Origin of the sequence: Thalassotalea euphylliae, assembly GCF_042682785.1 — a bacterium.
Taxonomy (GTDB): Bacteria; Pseudomonadota; Gammaproteobacteria; order Enterobacterales; family Alteromonadaceae; genus Thalassotalea_F; species Thalassotalea_F euphylliae.
Genome location: NZ_JBHUIB010000012.1, coordinates 638,883 through 656,301, shown reverse-complemented (window position 1 = coordinate 656,301; position 17,419 = coordinate 638,883). Strand labels below are relative to the sequence as shown.

At 41.6% G+C, this 17,419-nt stretch carries 20 protein-coding genes; 11 read left to right on the top strand and 9 right to left on the bottom strand.

Annotated features, from left to right (window positions below):
• Positions 1-40: 40 nt before the first annotated feature.
• Positions 41-769, top strand: a complete 729-nt coding sequence (locus ACFSJY_RS17295; protein WP_386037225.1) for a hypothetical protein — start codon at positions 41-43, stop codon at positions 767-769.
• On the opposite strand, the gene recJ is transcribed toward ACFSJY_RS17295, so the two are convergent.
• Positions 766-2,490 carry a single-stranded-DNA-specific exonuclease RecJ gene (recJ, locus tag ACFSJY_RS17290; protein WP_386037222.1) on the bottom strand — a complete coding sequence of 575 codons (1,725 nt, stop codon included), beginning with the start codon at positions 2,488-2,490 and terminating at the stop codon, positions 766-768. The two genes, ACFSJY_RS17295 and recJ, sit on opposite strands and share 4 nt — an antisense overlap.
• A 117-nt stretch (positions 2,491-2,607) precedes the next feature.
• Complete coding sequence (gene dsbC, locus ACFSJY_RS17285; RefSeq protein WP_386037219.1) at positions 2,608-3,348, bottom strand: bifunctional protein-disulfide isomerase/oxidoreductase DsbC; 741 nt, start codon at positions 3,346-3,348, stop codon at positions 2,608-2,610.
• A 171-nt stretch (positions 3,349-3,519) separates the two neighbouring features.
• Between dsbC and fldB the strand changes: the two genes are divergently transcribed.
• Together fldB and srmB are read left to right on the top strand one after the other, a co-directional pair.
• Positions 3,520-4,047, top strand: a complete 528-nt coding sequence (gene fldB / locus ACFSJY_RS17280; RefSeq protein ID WP_386037216.1) for a flavodoxin FldB — start codon at positions 3,520-3,522, stop codon at positions 4,045-4,047.
• Between the two features lie 82 nt (positions 4,048-4,129).
• Positions 4,130-5,374, top strand: coding sequence for an ATP-dependent RNA helicase SrmB (gene srmB / locus ACFSJY_RS17275; RefSeq protein WP_386037213.1), 1,245 nt, complete (start codon positions 4,130-4,132; stop codon positions 5,372-5,374).
• A 119-nt stretch (positions 5,375-5,493) separates the two neighbouring features.
• Here srmB and ACFSJY_RS17270 read toward each other — a convergent pair whose 3' ends face one another.
• The 4 genes from ACFSJY_RS17270 to yaaA form a co-directional block, all read right to left on the bottom strand.
• Complete coding sequence (locus tag ACFSJY_RS17270) at positions 5,494-6,120, bottom strand: CCXG family PEP-CTERM protein (protein WP_386037210.1); 627 nt, start codon at positions 6,118-6,120, stop codon at positions 5,494-5,496.
• Positions 6,121-6,327: 207 nt separating this feature from the next.
• Positions 6,328-8,115 carry a TIGR03545 family protein gene (locus ACFSJY_RS17265; protein WP_386037207.1) on the bottom strand — a complete coding sequence of 596 codons (1,788 nt, stop codon included), beginning with the start codon at positions 8,113-8,115 and terminating at the stop codon, positions 6,328-6,330.
• Entirely contained in the window at positions 8,112-8,630 is a 519-nt protein-coding gene (locus ACFSJY_RS17260) for a TIGR03546 family protein (protein ID WP_386037204.1), read from the bottom strand. The genes ACFSJY_RS17265 and ACFSJY_RS17260 overlap by 4 nt, the downstream gene beginning before the upstream one ends.
• A gap of 53 nt (positions 8,631-8,683) precedes the next feature.
• The gene (gene yaaA, locus ACFSJY_RS17255) at positions 8,684-9,463 is read right to left on the bottom strand and encodes a peroxide stress protein YaaA (protein WP_386037201.1); all 780 of its coding nucleotides are present in this window, start codon (positions 9,461-9,463) and stop codon (positions 8,684-8,686) included.
• A 286-nt stretch (positions 9,464-9,749) separates the two neighbouring features.
• Between yaaA and tal the strand changes: the two genes are divergently transcribed.
• From tal to ACFSJY_RS17240, 3 genes are all read left to right on the top strand, one after another.
• Entirely contained in the window at positions 9,750-10,700 is a 951-nt protein-coding gene (gene tal / locus ACFSJY_RS17250) for a transaldolase (RefSeq protein WP_386037198.1), read from the top strand.
• A gap of 307 nt (positions 10,701-11,007) precedes the next feature.
• The gene (locus tag ACFSJY_RS17245) at positions 11,008-11,181 is read left to right on the top strand and encodes a DUF3545 family protein (protein ID WP_386037195.1); all 174 of its coding nucleotides are present in this window, start codon (positions 11,008-11,010) and stop codon (positions 11,179-11,181) included.
• 89 nt (positions 11,182-11,270) lie between these two features.
• Positions 11,271-11,780 carry a DUF6942 family protein gene (locus tag ACFSJY_RS17240; RefSeq protein WP_386037192.1) on the top strand — a complete coding sequence of 170 codons (510 nt, stop codon included), beginning with the start codon at positions 11,271-11,273 and terminating at the stop codon, positions 11,778-11,780.
• Between the two features lie 48 nt (positions 11,781-11,828).
• On the opposite strand, the gene ACFSJY_RS17235 is transcribed toward ACFSJY_RS17240, so the two are convergent.
• A complete protein-coding gene (locus ACFSJY_RS17235; RefSeq protein ID WP_386037189.1) occupies positions 11,829-12,833 on the bottom strand; it encodes an ABC transporter permease in 1,005 nt (334 codons plus the stop codon).
• Positions 12,834-12,835: 2 nt separating this feature from the next.
• Positions 12,836-13,717 (bottom strand): ABC transporter ATP-binding protein, encoded by an 882-nt coding sequence (locus ACFSJY_RS17230; protein WP_386037186.1) that lies wholly within the window; start codon positions 13,715-13,717, stop codon positions 12,836-12,838.
• 104 nt (positions 13,718-13,821) lie between these two features.
• Here ACFSJY_RS17230 and ACFSJY_RS17225 point away from each other — a divergent pair, with 104 nt between their 5' ends.
• Entirely contained in the window at positions 13,822-14,004 is a 183-nt protein-coding gene (locus tag ACFSJY_RS17225; protein ID WP_386037183.1) for a hypothetical protein, read from the top strand.
• A gap of 3 nt (positions 14,005-14,007) precedes the next feature.
• Positions 14,008-14,223, top strand: a complete 216-nt coding sequence (locus ACFSJY_RS17220; protein ID WP_386037180.1) for a hypothetical protein — start codon at positions 14,008-14,010, stop codon at positions 14,221-14,223.
• Here the strand turns inward: ACFSJY_RS17220 and ACFSJY_RS17215 are convergent.
• Entirely contained in the window at positions 14,213-16,312 is a 2,100-nt protein-coding gene (locus tag ACFSJY_RS17215) for a tRNA(Met) cytidine acetyltransferase TmcA domain-containing protein (protein ID WP_386037177.1), read from the bottom strand. The genes ACFSJY_RS17220 and ACFSJY_RS17215 overlap by 11 nt on opposite strands.
• A gap of 142 nt (positions 16,313-16,454) precedes the next feature.
• Here ACFSJY_RS17215 and napE point away from each other — a divergent pair, with 142 nt between their 5' ends.
• From napE to ACFSJY_RS17200, 3 genes are read left to right on the top strand one after another with little or no spacing between them, the layout of a single operon-like run.
• Positions 16,455-16,613, top strand: coding sequence for a periplasmic nitrate reductase, NapE protein (gene napE / locus ACFSJY_RS17210; protein ID WP_386037174.1), 159 nt, complete (start codon positions 16,455-16,457; stop codon positions 16,611-16,613).
• Positions 16,614-16,627: 14 nt separating this feature from the next.
• On the top strand, positions 16,628-17,146 hold the full coding sequence (locus tag ACFSJY_RS17205; RefSeq protein WP_386037171.1) for a ferredoxin-type protein NapF: 519 nt from the start codon (positions 16,628-16,630) through the stop codon (positions 17,144-17,146).
• Positions 17,143-17,418 carry a chaperone NapD gene (locus ACFSJY_RS17200; protein ID WP_386037168.1) on the top strand — a complete coding sequence of 92 codons (276 nt, stop codon included), beginning with the start codon at positions 17,143-17,145 and terminating at the stop codon, positions 17,416-17,418. Before ACFSJY_RS17205 ends, ACFSJY_RS17200 begins: the two co-directional genes overlap by 4 nt.
• Position 17,419 lies beyond the last annotated feature (1 nt).

Genomic DNA, 17,419 nt, shown 5'->3' with positions numbered 1-17,419 from the left:
TTTTAAATCGAATAGATACAAGTTTTACGGTCATAAAAATATGCATGTTAGACATTTGCTATTAACCGTTTGGGCATTTCTTGCGTCTCAGTCAGCGAATGCCCAGCAAATTATCATCGCTGATTACATAATATTCCCCCCCTATCAACAAGCAGACAATGGGCTTACTGCCGACTTTAGTGCGCTGTTAACGAAGAAATTAACGAGTGTCTCGTTTGAATACCAAAGAATGACTAAAAGCCGGCTCCGTGTATTAATCGAACAAGACGTCCCACTGCTTATTCCCTTCAGTCAAACCTACTGGTTTAACCCAACGACACCGTTTAATGTGTCACAAACAACATTACGCGAAGCCGTTCACGTCGTTTCTCACAAAAGCAGACCAATTACCGTTGAGGACGTGAAACAAAAAAACTTAATGTTTCTTGGGCGAGATGGGTATAACTACAAAGTCATTGATGATTTGGTCGAAACCGAGAGAATCAAACGATACTCATGTGACTCTAACGACCTGTGTTTAACTATGCTATTGGCCAAACGTGGCGACTTTCTGGTCATGGCCAAGGCAACGTATTATCAATATTTAGAACAGATACCAAACTTAAAAGGGAAACTTACCATTAGTAAACGTCCCCTTTATTTTGACCATAGGGCAATGCTTGGTTTGAACATTACTCATGCGGATTGGGTGAAAATAAATCAGTTTGCTAACGAGCTTTCGTTAAGTGCAGAGTGGCAAACAATTAAAAGCAAACACAATATTGATTAAGCAGTTAAATGGGCCACCATCAACTGAACTGACTGCTTACCACGAAATTCATTAATATCAAGGCTATAAGCTAAACGAATCGATCTGGCTTTATGATTTGGCCACTGCTTTAAATCGACATTAAACGCAATGGCATCAAACGCGACGCCACTCTTTTGGACAACTAACTTTAAGTGTTTTTCGCCCACGATCCGCTGTTGAAGCAACTCGAATTCATCGTCAAATATCGGCTCTGGAAATTGTTGTCCCCAAGGGCCAGATTCTCGGAGGTGATGAGCAAACTCTATCGTCATCAAATTGGCTGGTAAGTCACCATCTGTCCATATGGTGCCTGTTAATTGCTCCTTCGTCAGCCACGTTTGCGCATAGTTATTGAATAGCTGAGCAAATTCGTCAAACTGTTCTGTATAAACTGATAAACCAGCAGCCATGGCATGGCCGCCAAACTTAATAATAATTCCTGGATGTTGGCTATCGATATGTTCTAACAAGTCACGGATATGAAGGCCTGGAATGGATCGCGCTGAACCTTTTATTTCATTATCATTGCTATCACTTTTAGCAAATACGATACTTGGACGGTGATACTTTTCTTTAATACGGCCAGCAACAATACCAATAACTCCTTGATGCCAATCGGGTTGATACAGTGCGATAGCAAAAGGTAGCTTATCATCAGCTAGCGACAAAGAAGCGAGTACTCGCTCAGCTTCAGCTTGAATGCCTTGTTCAATTTCACGGCGCGCTTTGTTTAATGTATCCAGCTCGCTCGCCATGCTTCTTGCCATCATTAAATCTGGTGCAAGTAAGCATTGGATGCCATAGGTCATATCATCCAAACGCCCAGCGGCATTAATACGAGGCCCCAACGCAAAACCAAAATCATTTGCCACAAGTTGCTGCTGATTTTTTCCTGCGACTTCAATTAATGCTTGAATGCCCGGCCTAGTGTGCCCTGCTCTAATACGCTTAATGCCTTGCGACACCAAAATTCGATTATTTGCATCTAAAGGTACAACATCAGCTACCGTGCCTAAGGCGACTAGATCTAGCAGCTGACCTAAATTTGGTTCTTGAATTTGGCGTTTGGTAAACCAGTCGTTGTCTCGCAAATGTTTGCGAAGTGCCGACATAAAATAAAACGCTACCCCGACACCAGCTAATGCTTTAGATGGGAAATTACAATCTGGCTGGTTAGGGTTAATTATTGCATCGGCGGGCGGTAATTTTTCACCCGGCAAATGATGATCCGTGACAATAACAATAATGCCAAGCGACTTGGCTCTTTCAACACCAGCCATACAGCTAATGCCATTGTCTACCGTAATAATAACGTCAGCGCCTTGCTGATGCGCTATATCGACAATTTCTGGAGAAAGACCATAGCCGTAATCGAAACGGTTTGGCACCACAAAGTCATGGTTAATACTGCCAAGTAACCGAAGGGCGTCCATCATCAATGCCGTGCTAGTTGCGCCATCGGCATCAAAATCACCGACAATAGTAATTTTTTTATTCTCTAATAATGCTTGATAAACCAGATGACAACCAGCGTCGACGCCAGAAAGTGAGTTAATAGCGGCAATATTACTGAGAGTCAGCGCAAGTTCTTGCGCATTAGTAACACCACGATTCGCGTAAATTTGTTTGACGATAGGGTGAAGCTCTTGAGGCAAGTGACTTGCGTCCTGATTCACTCGTCGTTGAATATGTTTTTCCATGGCTGCAGTGTAACTGAATACCAGAGTAACCCGCAGTAATTTTTAGCAAAGTCTTTTCGAAGAGACATAAAAAAACCGCATATTTGCGGCTTTTTCTCAACATATTGTCAGCGAGGCTTAAAGGCTTTCTAATAACTGCTTCAAGTCGTTTGGTTCACGATAGCCAGGTACCATGTAACCGTTTGCCAGAATAATTGCCGGAGTGCCGCTCACGCCTACCTGACGGCCGAAGTTAAAGTTGTCTTCAATTGGCTTATCACAAATACGACGCGCGACAGTAGAGCCAGCTTTCGCTTTTGTCATCGCAGTATTTGGATCTTCGTTACACCAAATTGAACGTAAATCTTCAAAACCTTGCGTAAACTGACCAGGACCTTGGAAAACGCCAGCGCGAGGGTATGCTAAGTAACGCACGGTAATTCCTAAATCATTGTACTCGTCCATTTGGTTGTGCAATTTACGGCAATATCCACAAGTAATATCAGTGAAAATTGTCACAACGTGCTTTTCGTCTTTAGCAGGAAAAACAATCATATCTTTTTCATATTTAACCATGCCGTCAACACGCACTTTCGCCAGACTTTCTTCGGTTAAGTTACTGACTTCTGCACCTAGAGAAAATAACTTTCCTTGAATAAAGTACTTTCCGTCGTAGCTGGTGTAGAACAATCCTTGATTAGTCACAACCTCAGCTAAACCAGGCATTTCTGATTTACGGGCACTAGATACGTTTAATCCTAATTTTTGACTGATCGATTGCTTTAATTGTTCGGCATTAAATGCCGACGTTTCTGCTAGGGAAACTGAACTGAATAACAAAGTGCTTGCGCACGCGACTGCAGAAAACCATTTTTTCATGAATTATTTCCAACAAGTTAATTAAGGATGCAACCAGGAGACCCGATTTCCTGCGCTAAAATTACAGTTTTCAATAGTAAAAAGCAAACCAAATAGGGTTATTACTGGCGCATAACTAACCATTTCTGGTAAACTCGCGCCCGCTTTTAATCCACCAGGACATCATCACCAGTGAAAATAGGCTTATTTTACGGTTCGACCACCTGCTACACCGAAATGGCAGCAGAGAAAATTCAAGCTGAAATGGGCGCTGATATTGTGGTTATGCACAATATTAAAGACGTACCGCTGAGTGAATGTGTCGACTATGACTTTCTCATCTTCGGTATTTCCACATGGGATTACGGTGAGTTACAAGAAGACTGGGAGTCGCACTGGGAAGACCTAGCTAAGCTGAACCTTACGAATAAAGTTGTCGCGCTTTACGGCATGGGAGACCAAATTGGATATACCGAATGGTTTCAAGACGCTTTAGGAATGCTCCATGACGTCATTACCGAACAAGGTGCATACGCTATTGGCTATTGGCCAAATCAAGGTTATGAATTTGAAGCGTCTAAAGCGTTAACCGACGATAAAAGCCAATTTGTCGGGTTAGCCCTTGATGACGATAATCAATACATGTTGTCTGACGAGCGCATTGCTGCGTGGTGCCAACAAGTATTGACAGAAATATCCGAAATATTAGATCACGCTTAAGTACATAGAGATTACTTAGGCTTTTCATTCTATTACCACTATAATCAGCACTATATTGTGCGCAGGAAAAACGAAGACATCCATGTTTGAGCAGTTTGATTTAGACCAAGAGTTAATTGGCGGCATCCAAAAAGCAGGCTTTAAAAAGCCAACTTCTATTCAGCAACTTGTGCTACCTGAAGCAATGGATGGCAAAGATATTCTCGCTTCTGCACCGACAGGTACGGGGAAAACTGCATCGTTTTTATTACCAGCCGCTCAACACTTGCTAGATTACCCGCGCACCAAACCAGGTTTTCCACGCGTTTTAGTGCTGGCACCAACGCGTGAACTTGCTTTGCAAATTAGTGAACAAGCAGAATTGCTTACAAGCCACACGAACATTAAAACAGGTGTTATCACTGGTGGCGTGAATTACGGTAGCCACAAAGAAATTTTGACCGCAACGACCGATATGTTGATTGCCACGCCAGGTCGTTTACTAGAGTACATAGACAATGAACAGTTTGATGCGCGTGACATTGAAATCCTAATCATTGACGAAGCGGACCGTATGCTTGATATGGGATTTGCAGACACTATAAACCGCGTTGTTGGTGAATCACGCTGGCGTAAACAAACCATGCTGTTTTCTGCAACGCTCGAAGGTGCGGGCGTTATCAAGTTCTCCAAAGACATTCTTAACGAGCCTGTATTTTTAGAGTCAAACCCCTCGCGTAAAGAAAAAGCTAAGATTCACCAATGGATTCACTTGGCTGATAACAAGCAGCATAAATTTCAGTTACTAACGCATATCCTCAAGCAAGAGGAAGTCGAGCGTGCAGTAGTCTTTGCGAATAAACGTGAAACGGTACAATTCTTATCTGGCAAACTTTACGGTGAAGATATTCCAGTGGCGTGGCTTGAGGGCAACATGCCGCAAGACAAACGTAACAGCGCTGTAGATCGCGTCAAGAACGGCGATGTGAACGTACTTGTTGCAACAGACGTTGCAGCCCGTGGCCTCGATATTGACAATATTACCCATGTCATTAACTTTGATATGCCACGAAAAGCCGATATCTACCTTCACCGCATTGGTCGCACAGGCCGTGCAGGAAACAAAGGTACTGCTATCTCGCTAGTAGAAGCGCATGACATGTTATCAATCGGAAAAATTGAGCGTTACACCAAAGAGCGCCTTCAACGACGAGTTATTGAAGAATTACGACCAAAGAATAAAGAAGCTCGTATTCCGATGAAAAAGCCTAAGGTGAAAAAGACCACGGCTCAGAAAAAAGGTAAGGCAAAGAAAATAGCCAAGAAAAAAGCCAAGAAATCAGCATAACGTCCAATTAATCCGACAAAGAAGCCCGCTATAGCGGGCTTTTTATTATGTTAGTTCATTGAAAAATTTATACTTTTAGCTTGTTAAATCATAACATTCTGATGAATATGAAAAGCAACCTATGGTGTAGGGCTTGCTTTTCGTCCCACTCGAGAACCCAACGCTAACAACCCTACACCGAACAGCGCGTATGTATATGGCTCTGGTATTTGTGCCTGTCCCTGCGCAGCCTGAACTGCGTTGACGCTTAAAAAAGAGATAGTTGATCGCGTTTGGTCTATCAAGCGCACACTGTTGTATCCATTACAGCAATTCTCTAACCAAAATAATTCTATTTTATGTTTCCCTGTATTCAGCGAAATATCTTCTACACGTATAACGTCTTCGTGGTTCCAATTATACTTCCACCAAATGTTTGTTGGATCCTTTAATACAGAAACACCATCAACATACATTTGCGCACCAAAGCCAGCGTCTAAACCCGCTTCCAATGTCCATACACCAGCCTCCGCCATACTAACGTCAATGATTAAACGACTAAAGGTATAGTTGCCAGAATAGACTTGCTCAAAAGAAGTCAACGCTTGCGACGTTTGTGCACCGCCTCGAGCGTACCACTCTGTCATCAAATCTGACATTGAAAAGTTACCTGTAAACGCTTGAGTCTCATAAGTAATTAACGTTGCATGGCTATAAGTAGAGGCTAGAAGCAATCCAGCCGCCAATAACTGCTTAACTATTTTCATAACTCCCCGTCCTTTACTTCATCGGCTTAAACACTGTGGATAAAAGCAAAGAAGCAAAACAGACACCAATATGAAATTTAGTAGAAAGGTCATAGAGTTAAAGAGAGGTGGCCAATGAATTGTCTATCCGTAGCCAATCAATTGTGGGTATTTTGCAACCTGATTTGCAATTTGCAAGTCAGGTTGCAAAAGCGTCATTCATCTTGACTAACCGAAGAGATCACTGAGTTTATCTTTCAATTTATCTTTTGCTTTATCTTCTAGCTTTTTCTTGTGTTGTTTTACAACATCATTGTCAGCTAGATCTTCAAACGCTTTATCGCTGTCATTGAGCAAGGCCTCTAGGTTAAGTAACTCATCTAACTGCCCTTCACCAAGAGACAACGAGCCTGCCATCTTTTCATTCAAGCCTGACTGTAAATCCTGCTTGAACCCTGACAGCTTGTTTGCCACCTGTTGTTTGAATGCGTTAGAAAGCATGTTGTCGAGGTCAGATTTAATACCCCAAGAAGGCGCCAACCAGTCACCGTTGGCGTTTAATGTTACCCCTAATGCTTGATTTGCTTTGAGCGTATCTACCACTATTTGAGCAAGCTTTGAGCCACCGCTTCCGTCAAATTGACTGTTCGCTAAATCAAAGTCGCTAACCAAATTAAGCTGGCCGTTTTCGACTGACATTTTTCCAGCCACAGACAGAAGCGCATAAACCAACTGTAGCTGCATGTTTTTGGTTTCCTGTAAGTCAACATCAACTAACGGTAAACGTTGAAGAGACCAATCCCCCATACTGGTTAGTTGCTTTGCATTGTCTAAAGAAAAATCGAGTGCAGCAGTCAACGCTCCTTCACCTTTAATGCCTTGTGCCGCTATTTTGATATCGCTGCGTTTATTAATAAGCCAATGCTGCATGGTAATGTCAGATAAGTTAGCTTGATAATGTGTATCAGCCATGATGACTTCGATTGCACCACGTTTTAACCAAAAGTCTGGTAGTGGATTGTCTTCATCAAAATGCACAAATCGACCTTGCTCCATTGCTAATGGTGATTGCTCAGGTTGCGCTTTATCGCTGCTTGCCAACAACGGTTTTACATGAGTAAACACAATGTCCGCCCACTGGTAATACTCCCGCGCTTTTTCACCAAACAATATATGCGCAAAATCTTCAGCTTCTAACGACTGCAATTGATACTTTTGTGAAATATCTTGCCAGTCCTCTGCGGGTGCATTTTTCAAGGCTGTCACTTGTGCAGCAACTTTGTCTTTTGCTGCTAACACTTCGTCTTTTGCTTGTTTTATTTTGACTTGTTCTTGCTTAAAGTCAGCTTTTAACTTGTCAAAATCTGCCTTGACCTTTTCTAAATCAGCTAGCGATTTAACTTTTACTTTTGTTAGCGCTTTAACGCGAGCTTCATATTCTTTGAGCGTTTCTTTAGTCGGAAGTTTCGCTTTGGTGCGCTCGACGATATCTTTCTCTTGTCGGTATGTTGCCTCCAACGCTTGTGCACGTTTTACCGTTTTTAAGTTACTTTGCGCCAAAAGTTCTTCAGGATCAGGCAACGCCGCTTGCACTTCATCCTGCCAAGGCGTTTTATTGGCTGTTTCTGCATCATCACTATCGGGTAGTCTGAAGACCGAGCCTTCGGATTTTCGCAACGTATTAAACGCTAAACCTTTCACCTCAACATTGTCTATGATGGTTTTACCAAACAAAAATGGCCAAAGCTCAACACTAGCATCGGCATGTTGAAAGGCAACCATGTTGTTTTTAGGCGACTTAGGATCAGTTGCTTGTAAGCCCCAAATTTCAACACCAAACGGCGCTAAATGCACATCTACCCTATCAACATTAACTTCCGCTCCTGTATAGTCTCGACCAAAGCGTTCAATAGCGGTTTTAGCTAACGGCCCAGCAAACAGCATCACTAAGCCAAAAAGCAAAGAAAGAATAGCGATAAAGGCAATAAGTCCCTGCCAACGAAGAAATTTACTCATGAACGATCTCCAACCGACAGTTGCTGGTACAGTGTAAATACGCGTGTCGCTTTCAACGTTTTCACAATAGCTAATTTCTCAAAGAATGCTTTGATATGGACTCGGTATTTTTCAATCAATATTTTAGCGACAAAGTACAAAGGAATCGCGACCAATACACCGACAACGAGCGCACCTAGATTAAAGGTATGATGCAGCTGAGCCAGCTTGAACCAATCAAATTGGTATAAGCTGCTGAAAAATCCGTGTAAGCCATCATTGGTCAGTAAAGACTCGCCTGTACTTATAATTGTTGTATTAAGTAAAACACGCACGCCTTCAAAAACGGTAATAGCGACGATGAAAGACGCCAAATGAACGCGGATGATCAGTACAATAAATAAGATAAAGATTGCTTGTGCTGATGCCAGAGGCGACAAAGCAAAAATGAAGGCTAGCGAGATCGCTAGCGCAATTTGACGCGTCGAATTTTCCGAGTGAAGCGCCTGAAATAACTTTGCTATTAATGTGAGCATATACTCTCCTGTTCACTCACCGAAAATATGATAGGGTCGGTAAAAAGGAAGCCTTAAGCTTCCTCTCGTCTTGTAAAGACAAAATCATCGCCTTTACTTAACTCTTCATTGTAACTATAGCCTGCTACATCAAATCCTTTCAGTTGCTCAGCTTCAGTCAACTGATGTTGGATAATGAAGCGAGCCATTAAACCACGTGCTTTTTTGGCAAAGAAGCTGATCATCTTGTATTGACTGTTTTTCCAATCTTTAAATTGCGGCGTAATGACGCGCTCAGCATCAAGTGACTTTTTCTTTACTGACTTGAAGTATTCATTTGATGCAAGATTAACGAGCACTTTGTCGCCTTGCTCAGCCAATGCTTTATTCATAGCATCAGTAATTAACTCCCCCCAAAATTGGTATAAGTTATTACCGCGCTCATTGGCTAGCTTCGTGCCCATTTCAAGGCGATATGCTTGCATTAAATCTAGTGGTTTTAACAGACCATAAAGACCCGACAGTATTCGCATATGTTGTTGTGCAAAATCAAAGTCTTTTTCGCTAAATGTTGCTGCATCTAATCCGGTATAGACATCGCCATTAAATGCTAACACTGCTTGGCGTGCATTATCTGGCGAGAACGGCGTATGCCACTCACCAAATCGCGCAGCATTTAGCCCTGCTATTTTATCACTTACGCTCATCAACGAACTGATATCTGCTGGCGTTAACGTTTTGCACACATCGATGAGCTCTTGGCTGTGTTCCAGCATTGTCGGTTGCGTAAACGTTTCTGTCGCAAGTGGTGATTCAAAATCTAAATTTTTGGCAGGAGAGACAACAAGTAACATAAATTTTAAGCTTCTTTAATACAATTGTAGCCAATATAGCACAGGCTAAATTTCGTAAAAATGACAATCTTGAGATAAAAATTGTCCACTTGGTCAATTTTTTATTAACAATAGCGATTTATTCTAGGTATGCTAGTAGGCACAGCAGATAAAATTTGGTAAAAGTAATACAACAAATTATTTGTTATCGGTTAAGCATTACGCAAGTTGCTCGCGCCTTGTGGTAATTTTCTAACATTTTGACCGATCACACCCGAGTTTCAGGACAGTTTTTCAGGATATAAAGATGAATCAACTAGAGCAATTAAAACAGATGACGACGGTTGTTGCAGACACTGGTGACATCGAAGCCATTGCAAAGTTTCAACCAGAAGACGCTACAACAAACCCTTCTTTGCTGCTCAAAGCTGCAGCAATTCCTGCATACCGACCATTACTTGAGCAGTCAGTAGCGTGGGCTAAAGCACAGTCAGATGACGCGAAACAGCAAGTAATTGATGCTGCCGATAAATTGTCAGTATTGATCGGTTTAGAAATCTTAAACGTTGTACCAGGTCGTATTTCAACGGAAGTTGATGCGCGCTTGTCTTTTGATACACAAGCAAGTGTTGCTAAAGCAGAAAAGCTGATTGCACTATACAACGAGGCAGGTATTAGCAACGATCGTATTTTGATTAAACTCGCTTCTACATGGGAAGGTATAAAGGCGGCTGAAATTCTAGAACAAAAAGGCATCAACTGTAACCTGACCTTATTGTTTAGTTTTGCTCAAGCACAAGCCTGTGCAGAAGCTGGTGTTTACCTTATTTCTCCATTTGTGGGACGTATCTTGGATTGGTACAAAGCAAATACTGATAAGCAGGAATATGCGCCACTTGAAGATCCTGGTGTTGTCTCGGTAACCGAGATATACAACTACTATAAGGCAAAAGGCTACAATACAGTTGTTATGGGTGCGAGCTTTAGAAATACAGGTGAAGTGTTAGCTCTTGCTGGTTGTGACCGTTTAACTATCAGTCCTGCGTTAATGGATGAGTTAGCGAATAATGATGCTCCGGTAACACAGCATTTGAATGCTGATCAACCGAGTTTGCCGGCAACAGATAAGCTGACAGAGCAAGGATTCCGTTGGGAAATGAACCAAGATGCGATGGCGACCGAGAAATTAGCAGAAGGTATTCGCAATTTTGCAGTTGACCAAGAAAAGTTAGAGAAGCAACTTATCGAACTTTTCTAACAGCGAAAAGAAGTAAAATTTTGAACGGCTTGCACGCGCGTGTAAGCCGTTTTTTTATGCGTAAAATTCTAAACTCGCAACAGTTTCTTATCGTTTATAACCACGGTAAAAACAAAAAGTTAATATTCTGATGACTTTTTAACCATCATTTTTCCAAGCTATTGATAGTAAATAAAGAATGTTTTTTTGTGTAACTGAGTCGTTAAAAAGGTTCATTTTTCTGTAAAAAAAAGATCACAAAAATTGTTTTAATATCCACAGTAGTGTGATATTAAAAAGATGCAGTTGTAGAAAAAAGGAGCATTCCATGGATAAACTTCAAGCGGTATTGGATTCTTTGGACAAGCAACCAAAATCCAAAGCAAGTACAAACAAAAAAAGAAAATGGCGTGAAATCGAACAACTGAAAGAAAAGTTCCAACTTGAAAAAGAACTGAGGATCTACGAAGACTCGTTGGAATACATGTTAGATGAGTTTTAAGCGCTAAAAACACTTCTAATCATACAAAAGCCCGGTACAATCCGGGTTTTTTATTGCCAGTCATTTCTATAAAGCGATAGCTTAATTTTATGTCACTTATCGGACTCGGTCAGCCAGCAGCTGATACGTATATTTATATCCAAAACACGCCACCACTTTCTCAATATCAATCACTCGATGACTTGCATGCGATGACAGATGGCGAGATATATCAAATAGGGCAGCAAACCGGCAATCACTGGCGTAAAATATTCAACGTGTTTGCCAAACTTGAGTTTGAGCGAAGGGAAACGACTTTCAATACGTGGCAAGAGCTACGAGACAAACAACTGTTGCAAGCAAATGGGCAACAGTGCTTGTTGTTTTCTCCATACGATTCAACTGCTCCCAAGGATAAGGTGCATATTATTATGGGGAAAACATACGCCACAGAGTTATGCGTTGCTAATAGGTGCACTTGGCTAAACGAGTTCTTTGCTTACAACGCGGAGCACAAACTGATTATTTGTCCTTATTTCGATTACAGGCAACTGTCGAATGTGAAGATAACGCAGCTAGTCAGCCTGATTAAGCATATAGAACAGGGCAAACTGACATAATACGCTGTACAACTTATAAGGCAATCGACAATGCTAAGAAGAGCGCAATTAGCGCTCTGTATTCCAACTAAATAAATAGGAACCTAAACCTAAGAAAAGCGCGGACATTAACGCCATAACTAATAAATGATCATTAACATCTGCCAGTGTTGCCCCTTCTGTCATTATCTCTCTCGCGGCACTAACTAAGTGTGTTAACGGTAAAAAGTCAGCAACAAGCTTTACAGCGTCCGGCGCGCCTTCTAGGCTAAACCATACACCAGATAAAATCATCATCGGCCATGATGTCAGATTTAGTAAACCGCCAATCAATTCTTCACTTTTGCTGCGAGCAGCAACAAGTAGTCCCAGAGAAATTAAACTTAATGCGCCCAACGCACCGACAATAATCAAGTCGACAAAACTACCTAACATATAGAAATCAAACAAGAAGTTGCAACCAACAAATACAACTGAAGACATAAACAACACAATGAAAAGCCTTGAAAGTAGCTGTGCAGAGACAAACTCAAAGGCTGACAATGGTGTGGCTTTCAAACGTTTTAATACATGGTTTTTACGATACCTAACAATCACATAGCCCACACCAAACAAACAGCTAAACATCATATTCATGCCCAGTATGCCAGGCAAAACCCAGTCAACATAACGAATAGCCTTGCCGCTTACGGTTTGCTCTTTGAATCCTTTATCCACCGAAAGAAACAATTGTTTTACTAAGTAACTATTTGGAGAGAGAGTGTTGTGCCAATATATTTGCTCATTATGATCAATGATCAAATCAATACTATGACGTTGTAACTTTTGTTGAGCTGTAGAAAGCTCGTCATACTGAATCTTGTCGATATAGTTTATACCATTGAATGGGTGCTCAATAGCTTCACCAATAACACCTACTTTGTAGATAGCTTTTTCATCATTGCCAAACACAAAAGCAAAACCGACAAGTAACAAGACAGGAAAGAATAAGTTCCAACCCAACGATGACTTATCGCGGAAAAATTCGAGGTTTCGGGCCTTAAAAACCGCCATAAAACGCTTGATACTAAACATGCTTACTCCCGCAAAGAATGACCAGTGAGCTTTAAAAACAAATCATCAAGATTTGCTGATTTGACATGTAGCTCTTGCAAGCTTACACCGGATTGGGTCAATAACATCAGCGTTCCTTCTACGTCTTGCGTCGCTATTTCCACTTGATTATTAGATACTTGCCAGCCCTGCTTTTGTACAAGTGATGTAGGGATATTATCGTATGGCAGGTAAATAAAGACATGTTCAAAATGCTTCTTAAGCAACTGACTTGGCTTTCCTTCCTCTATTAGCTGTCCCTTATCCATTACGACAATATGATCACATAGCTGCTCCGCCTCATCCATGTAATGTGTCGTTAGTACGATGGTTTTATTTTGTGCTTTGATATTTCGAATGAGCTTCCAAAAATTACGACGTGCTTGCGGATCTAACCCTGTTGTTGGCTCGTCCAGAAACACGATATCAGGATCATTAATCAAGGCCAGCGCCAACAGTAAGCGCTGCCGTTGGCCTCCTGAAAGCAGACGGTTATCGCGATTTAAAAAGTCCCCCAAATCACAAAGCTCTATTAACTTTTCTTGCGATAAACTTTCTTGATAAAACGAACCAAAGAGATCCATAGTCTCTTTTACCGTTAAAAAGTCTTGCAGTGCCGTATGCTGAAATTGGATGCCTATTTGATGTTTGGTGGCATTAGATACAGGTTTTCCATTAAACAGTACCTGCCCTTTTGATTGCTTAATAATCCCTTCCATAATTTCAATGGTGGTTGTTTTTCCGGCTCCGTTTGGCCCCAACAAACCAAAACATTGACCGCGGACTACATCAAAGCTGACATTGTTTACGGCTTTTAAGTCTCCGTACTGCTTTACTAATTGTTGAACTTGAATAATCGGTTGCATGATGTCTCGTTACACTAAAAAACACTTAATGAGAATAATTATCATTTACAAAACAAAAAGCGTGCGCTAAGGTTGGAATATGATTGCTTTTATGGAGAAAGACTATGCCACTAACCGCTATGCCATTACCAGCAAAAGTCAAAATTGAAATATCCACCGACATGCTGATGCAGCTGATTAATGAAGGCAATTTAAAAGGCGACGAATGTCGATGCCTTGATGCTGACAGTAAACAAGCCCTCTGGCTCTCACTACTTAATTCATCTTCATTTTCTGATGAGGGATAGATAATGGCACGAATAAAAACAACTGAACTGGACATTCTAGAGCAATGGGTAGAGGTGTTATTAACGAGTTACCAATGCCAACCACAAACACAAACAGCGCGATATATAGCATATTACATTCAGCGTATATTGGCCGATGACGACTGTCAGCTTGGCTCAACTAAATGCTGTACTTACTCGTCAATGCTGCGCTATTGGCAACTTGCCGCTAGCTGTTAACTAATAACGATTTAAGGAGCTGTTGGCACTTCAAATGGAGCGCTTTCTTACCTGTTATATCATAATGCTTACAGAGAGATTTATCGTCGGCCAACTTGAGCCACTTTGCATCCAATAAAGAAGGAATAGAGACGTTCTGTTGTTCACTTAACTTTTCCAACCAACGAGCAATTGCCACACGAGTTAAGCTGAACAACGTGGCGTTATTAATATACGCATTGACAAAAATCCTGTCACGTTCATCAACAACAAGTGGTTGCCACGCATCTGCTTCCTGCATAATTTGCTCTTTTAACTGGATAGGTAACATGAAAAACTCATGCTCAAGCCAATGAGGCATATATGAGAAAAATTGGACGGCGAGGTTTGTCAGTAATGTTTCGCTTTGTGTGTTTGTCGATTTGAGCATCAGCAGTGAATGTTCCCCACTCGAAGCATCAGCTTTAAACCCTAACTTAACACTGCTGTATCGATTCTTTTGCCAAAAACGAACAACCTCTGTACTTGCAGCGAAGCTTGTTGCAAAAAAATCTGTGTTGTTTTTTTCTGCAGCTTCAATGCACGCCAGTAATTGGCTGCCTATGCCTTGCCCTTGGAGAAGTGGATGAACGGCAATTCGCATTACTCGTAGGTAGTCAAAGTTAAGTGCTTCAGATGTTAGGGCCTGTTGCGCCAGTGATTGCGGCACCATATGCCCTTTGACACGTCTTTTTCCAGCGAGAATGTCGCTTTTCAGTGCTGGGGCAAATCCTCCCTCTTTCGACAGCAAAGCAACCGCATAAACTGACTGTTCACTAAACAAAACATGTATTTGGATACTAGCATCATCCAAAAGGCGCTTTAAATCGCTTGGTTTTGTCTGGTAATGCGCCGTCACTAAAATTGCAAAGACTTCTTTCAACAACTGCTCATTGACAGCCAATAATGCTTTATTCAGCTTCAAATACTTTAACGCAGACAATTTGCTTCGTTCTGCAACAACAGGCAAATCAGCATTCAACACGCAGGTATCGAAAATAAACGCTTCTTGCGGGTCATGCTCCGCCCAACGAATAGGTGAACTCAAAGTGAATTTGTTTACGCAGCTATATGCAGCGTCGATGTATGGCAGTAGTTTAGCGGTAAACCCTCGGCCAGCGCCCTCATATCCGTATATTGTTGTCGCTAACGCAACTTTTTGATGGTGTTGTAATAGCTGTTTTAACAAATAGACAGGAATACCCGCCGCCTCGTCTATCAACAGCAGATCAATCGTTGGATTTTTATCAAGTAATTCGTCTACTGATAGAAAAGATATGCAGCTATTGTTTACATTAAGCTTGTTTCCTTTGACTTCAACACCCAGCTCTTTTTCTAGATGGGAGAAGAACACATTACAGGCCATTCTGTGTGGCGCTGTAATGACAATATTTTGATGCGCGTAGTTAGCACGAACAATATTAATGACGCTCAATGCCAATGCAGACGATTTTCCCCTGCCACGATCAGCCGTGATAATACTGATATCCGCATTACCTTCGCTATTCTGCTGCGTTAGATGATGAATAATATTAAGTTGCTGTTGATTCGGAAGCTGTTGCGAATATTGCTGTCTTAGTTGCTGCTCGGTACAGTACAGTTCATCGATAACGACTTCTTGCTCGAACAACCAGACATCCTGGTTCATTTTACTCTTGGCAATCAATCGCTGACAAAATAATGAAGACGCTACTAGTTGTGGTGGTAACCACAAATACATCACACCACCCGCAATAATGACACCGCTGAGTGCTGCAAATGCGTCAACATTCAGGTTTTCATCAAAAATGCACACCACCGATTGCTCGGTACCTAGGTGATGACGGTAGGTTTTGCTGTTAACGGGACTACAAAGTCCGCCGTATTCCGAAAAAATGAGACTCTGTTGCGCCAGCTCTTCTAGCGTTAAGCTTTTAGCGCCTCGAGCTTCTAGACTCAGCACATTATCTAATGCCCAAGAAAACTCGCCAAGCAAAATCACAGTGCGCCTATGTCGACGTGTAAGGAAATACTTACTCGCTTTTTCAAACCAGTTTTTATCTGCGTGCGCTGAGTTCAAGAATTTAGCCATCTATTTGATATTCTCATCATTTTACGCGATCAAGAATACAAAAAGAAATTTACTGCTAATTAACATTTTGTTAATGCAAATCAAAAAATAGTTGTCTAAGATTAGGTCTAATAGGTTGATATTTAATCAACAGGGGGCACTTATGGAAAAACTTACTTCCGAACAACAAAAGAAGTATGAACGGAACTCATTTATCTTTCTTACGGTCTTCTTAGGGCCAATTCTTGCCGTCGCCATCGTAGGTGGTTATGGCTTTATTGTATGGATTACTCAGATCCTTACCGGTCCGCCAACCTCATAATAGACTGTTAAGCTGTGGAACAAGTTGCGAATCCTGCGCGGCGTCGCCTTTTTAAAGGTAGAGTAAACTCGTTAGCTTCAACACCGAAGCTTCGATTGCCCTGGGTTATCAGCGAACAAGTGTTTGTTGAACAATGCACCCAGTGCAACGCCTGTGTCGATAACTGCGAAACAAAAATCATCAAGAAAGATGATTTCGGATTCCCATACGTCGATTTTAGCCAAGATGAATGTACATTTTGCAATCAATGTCAGTCACATTGCGAACAACCGTTATTCATCGATAAAACAGAACAAAGCAACACGTTACCTTGGCATGCGTCTATCAGTATTAGTGATAAATGTTTGGCTGAAAACAACATTTATTGCCAAAGTTGTCGAGACGTCTGTGATTCACGCGCCATTAAATTTTCATACTCCAATGGCCCTATCCCAACGCCTGACATCACGCTTAGCGATTGTTCACAATGCGGCGCTTGTGTTTCTACTTGCCCTCAAAACGCCATCGCTATTCAGATCAAGGAAGTTATATGAGTGAAGTAAACGAAGAATACCATGTGGCTAGCTTTGTCGCCCAGGTGGCACCAGCAGAGTTAGACAGTAGAAGTAAGTTGCTAGATAAGTTTGATGGTACAGAAGTACACGCCAGCAGCCCACAAGGAAAAATTGTGTTTACCGTAGAAGGTGAAAGCCAAAAAGCGATAGCACTAGTTGTTGATGAAATTCGATTAACCGATGCATTTTTAAGTATTTCACCGGTTTATCACCAATTTTTAACCGAGCCCCAAGCGATAGAGGTGAACTAAC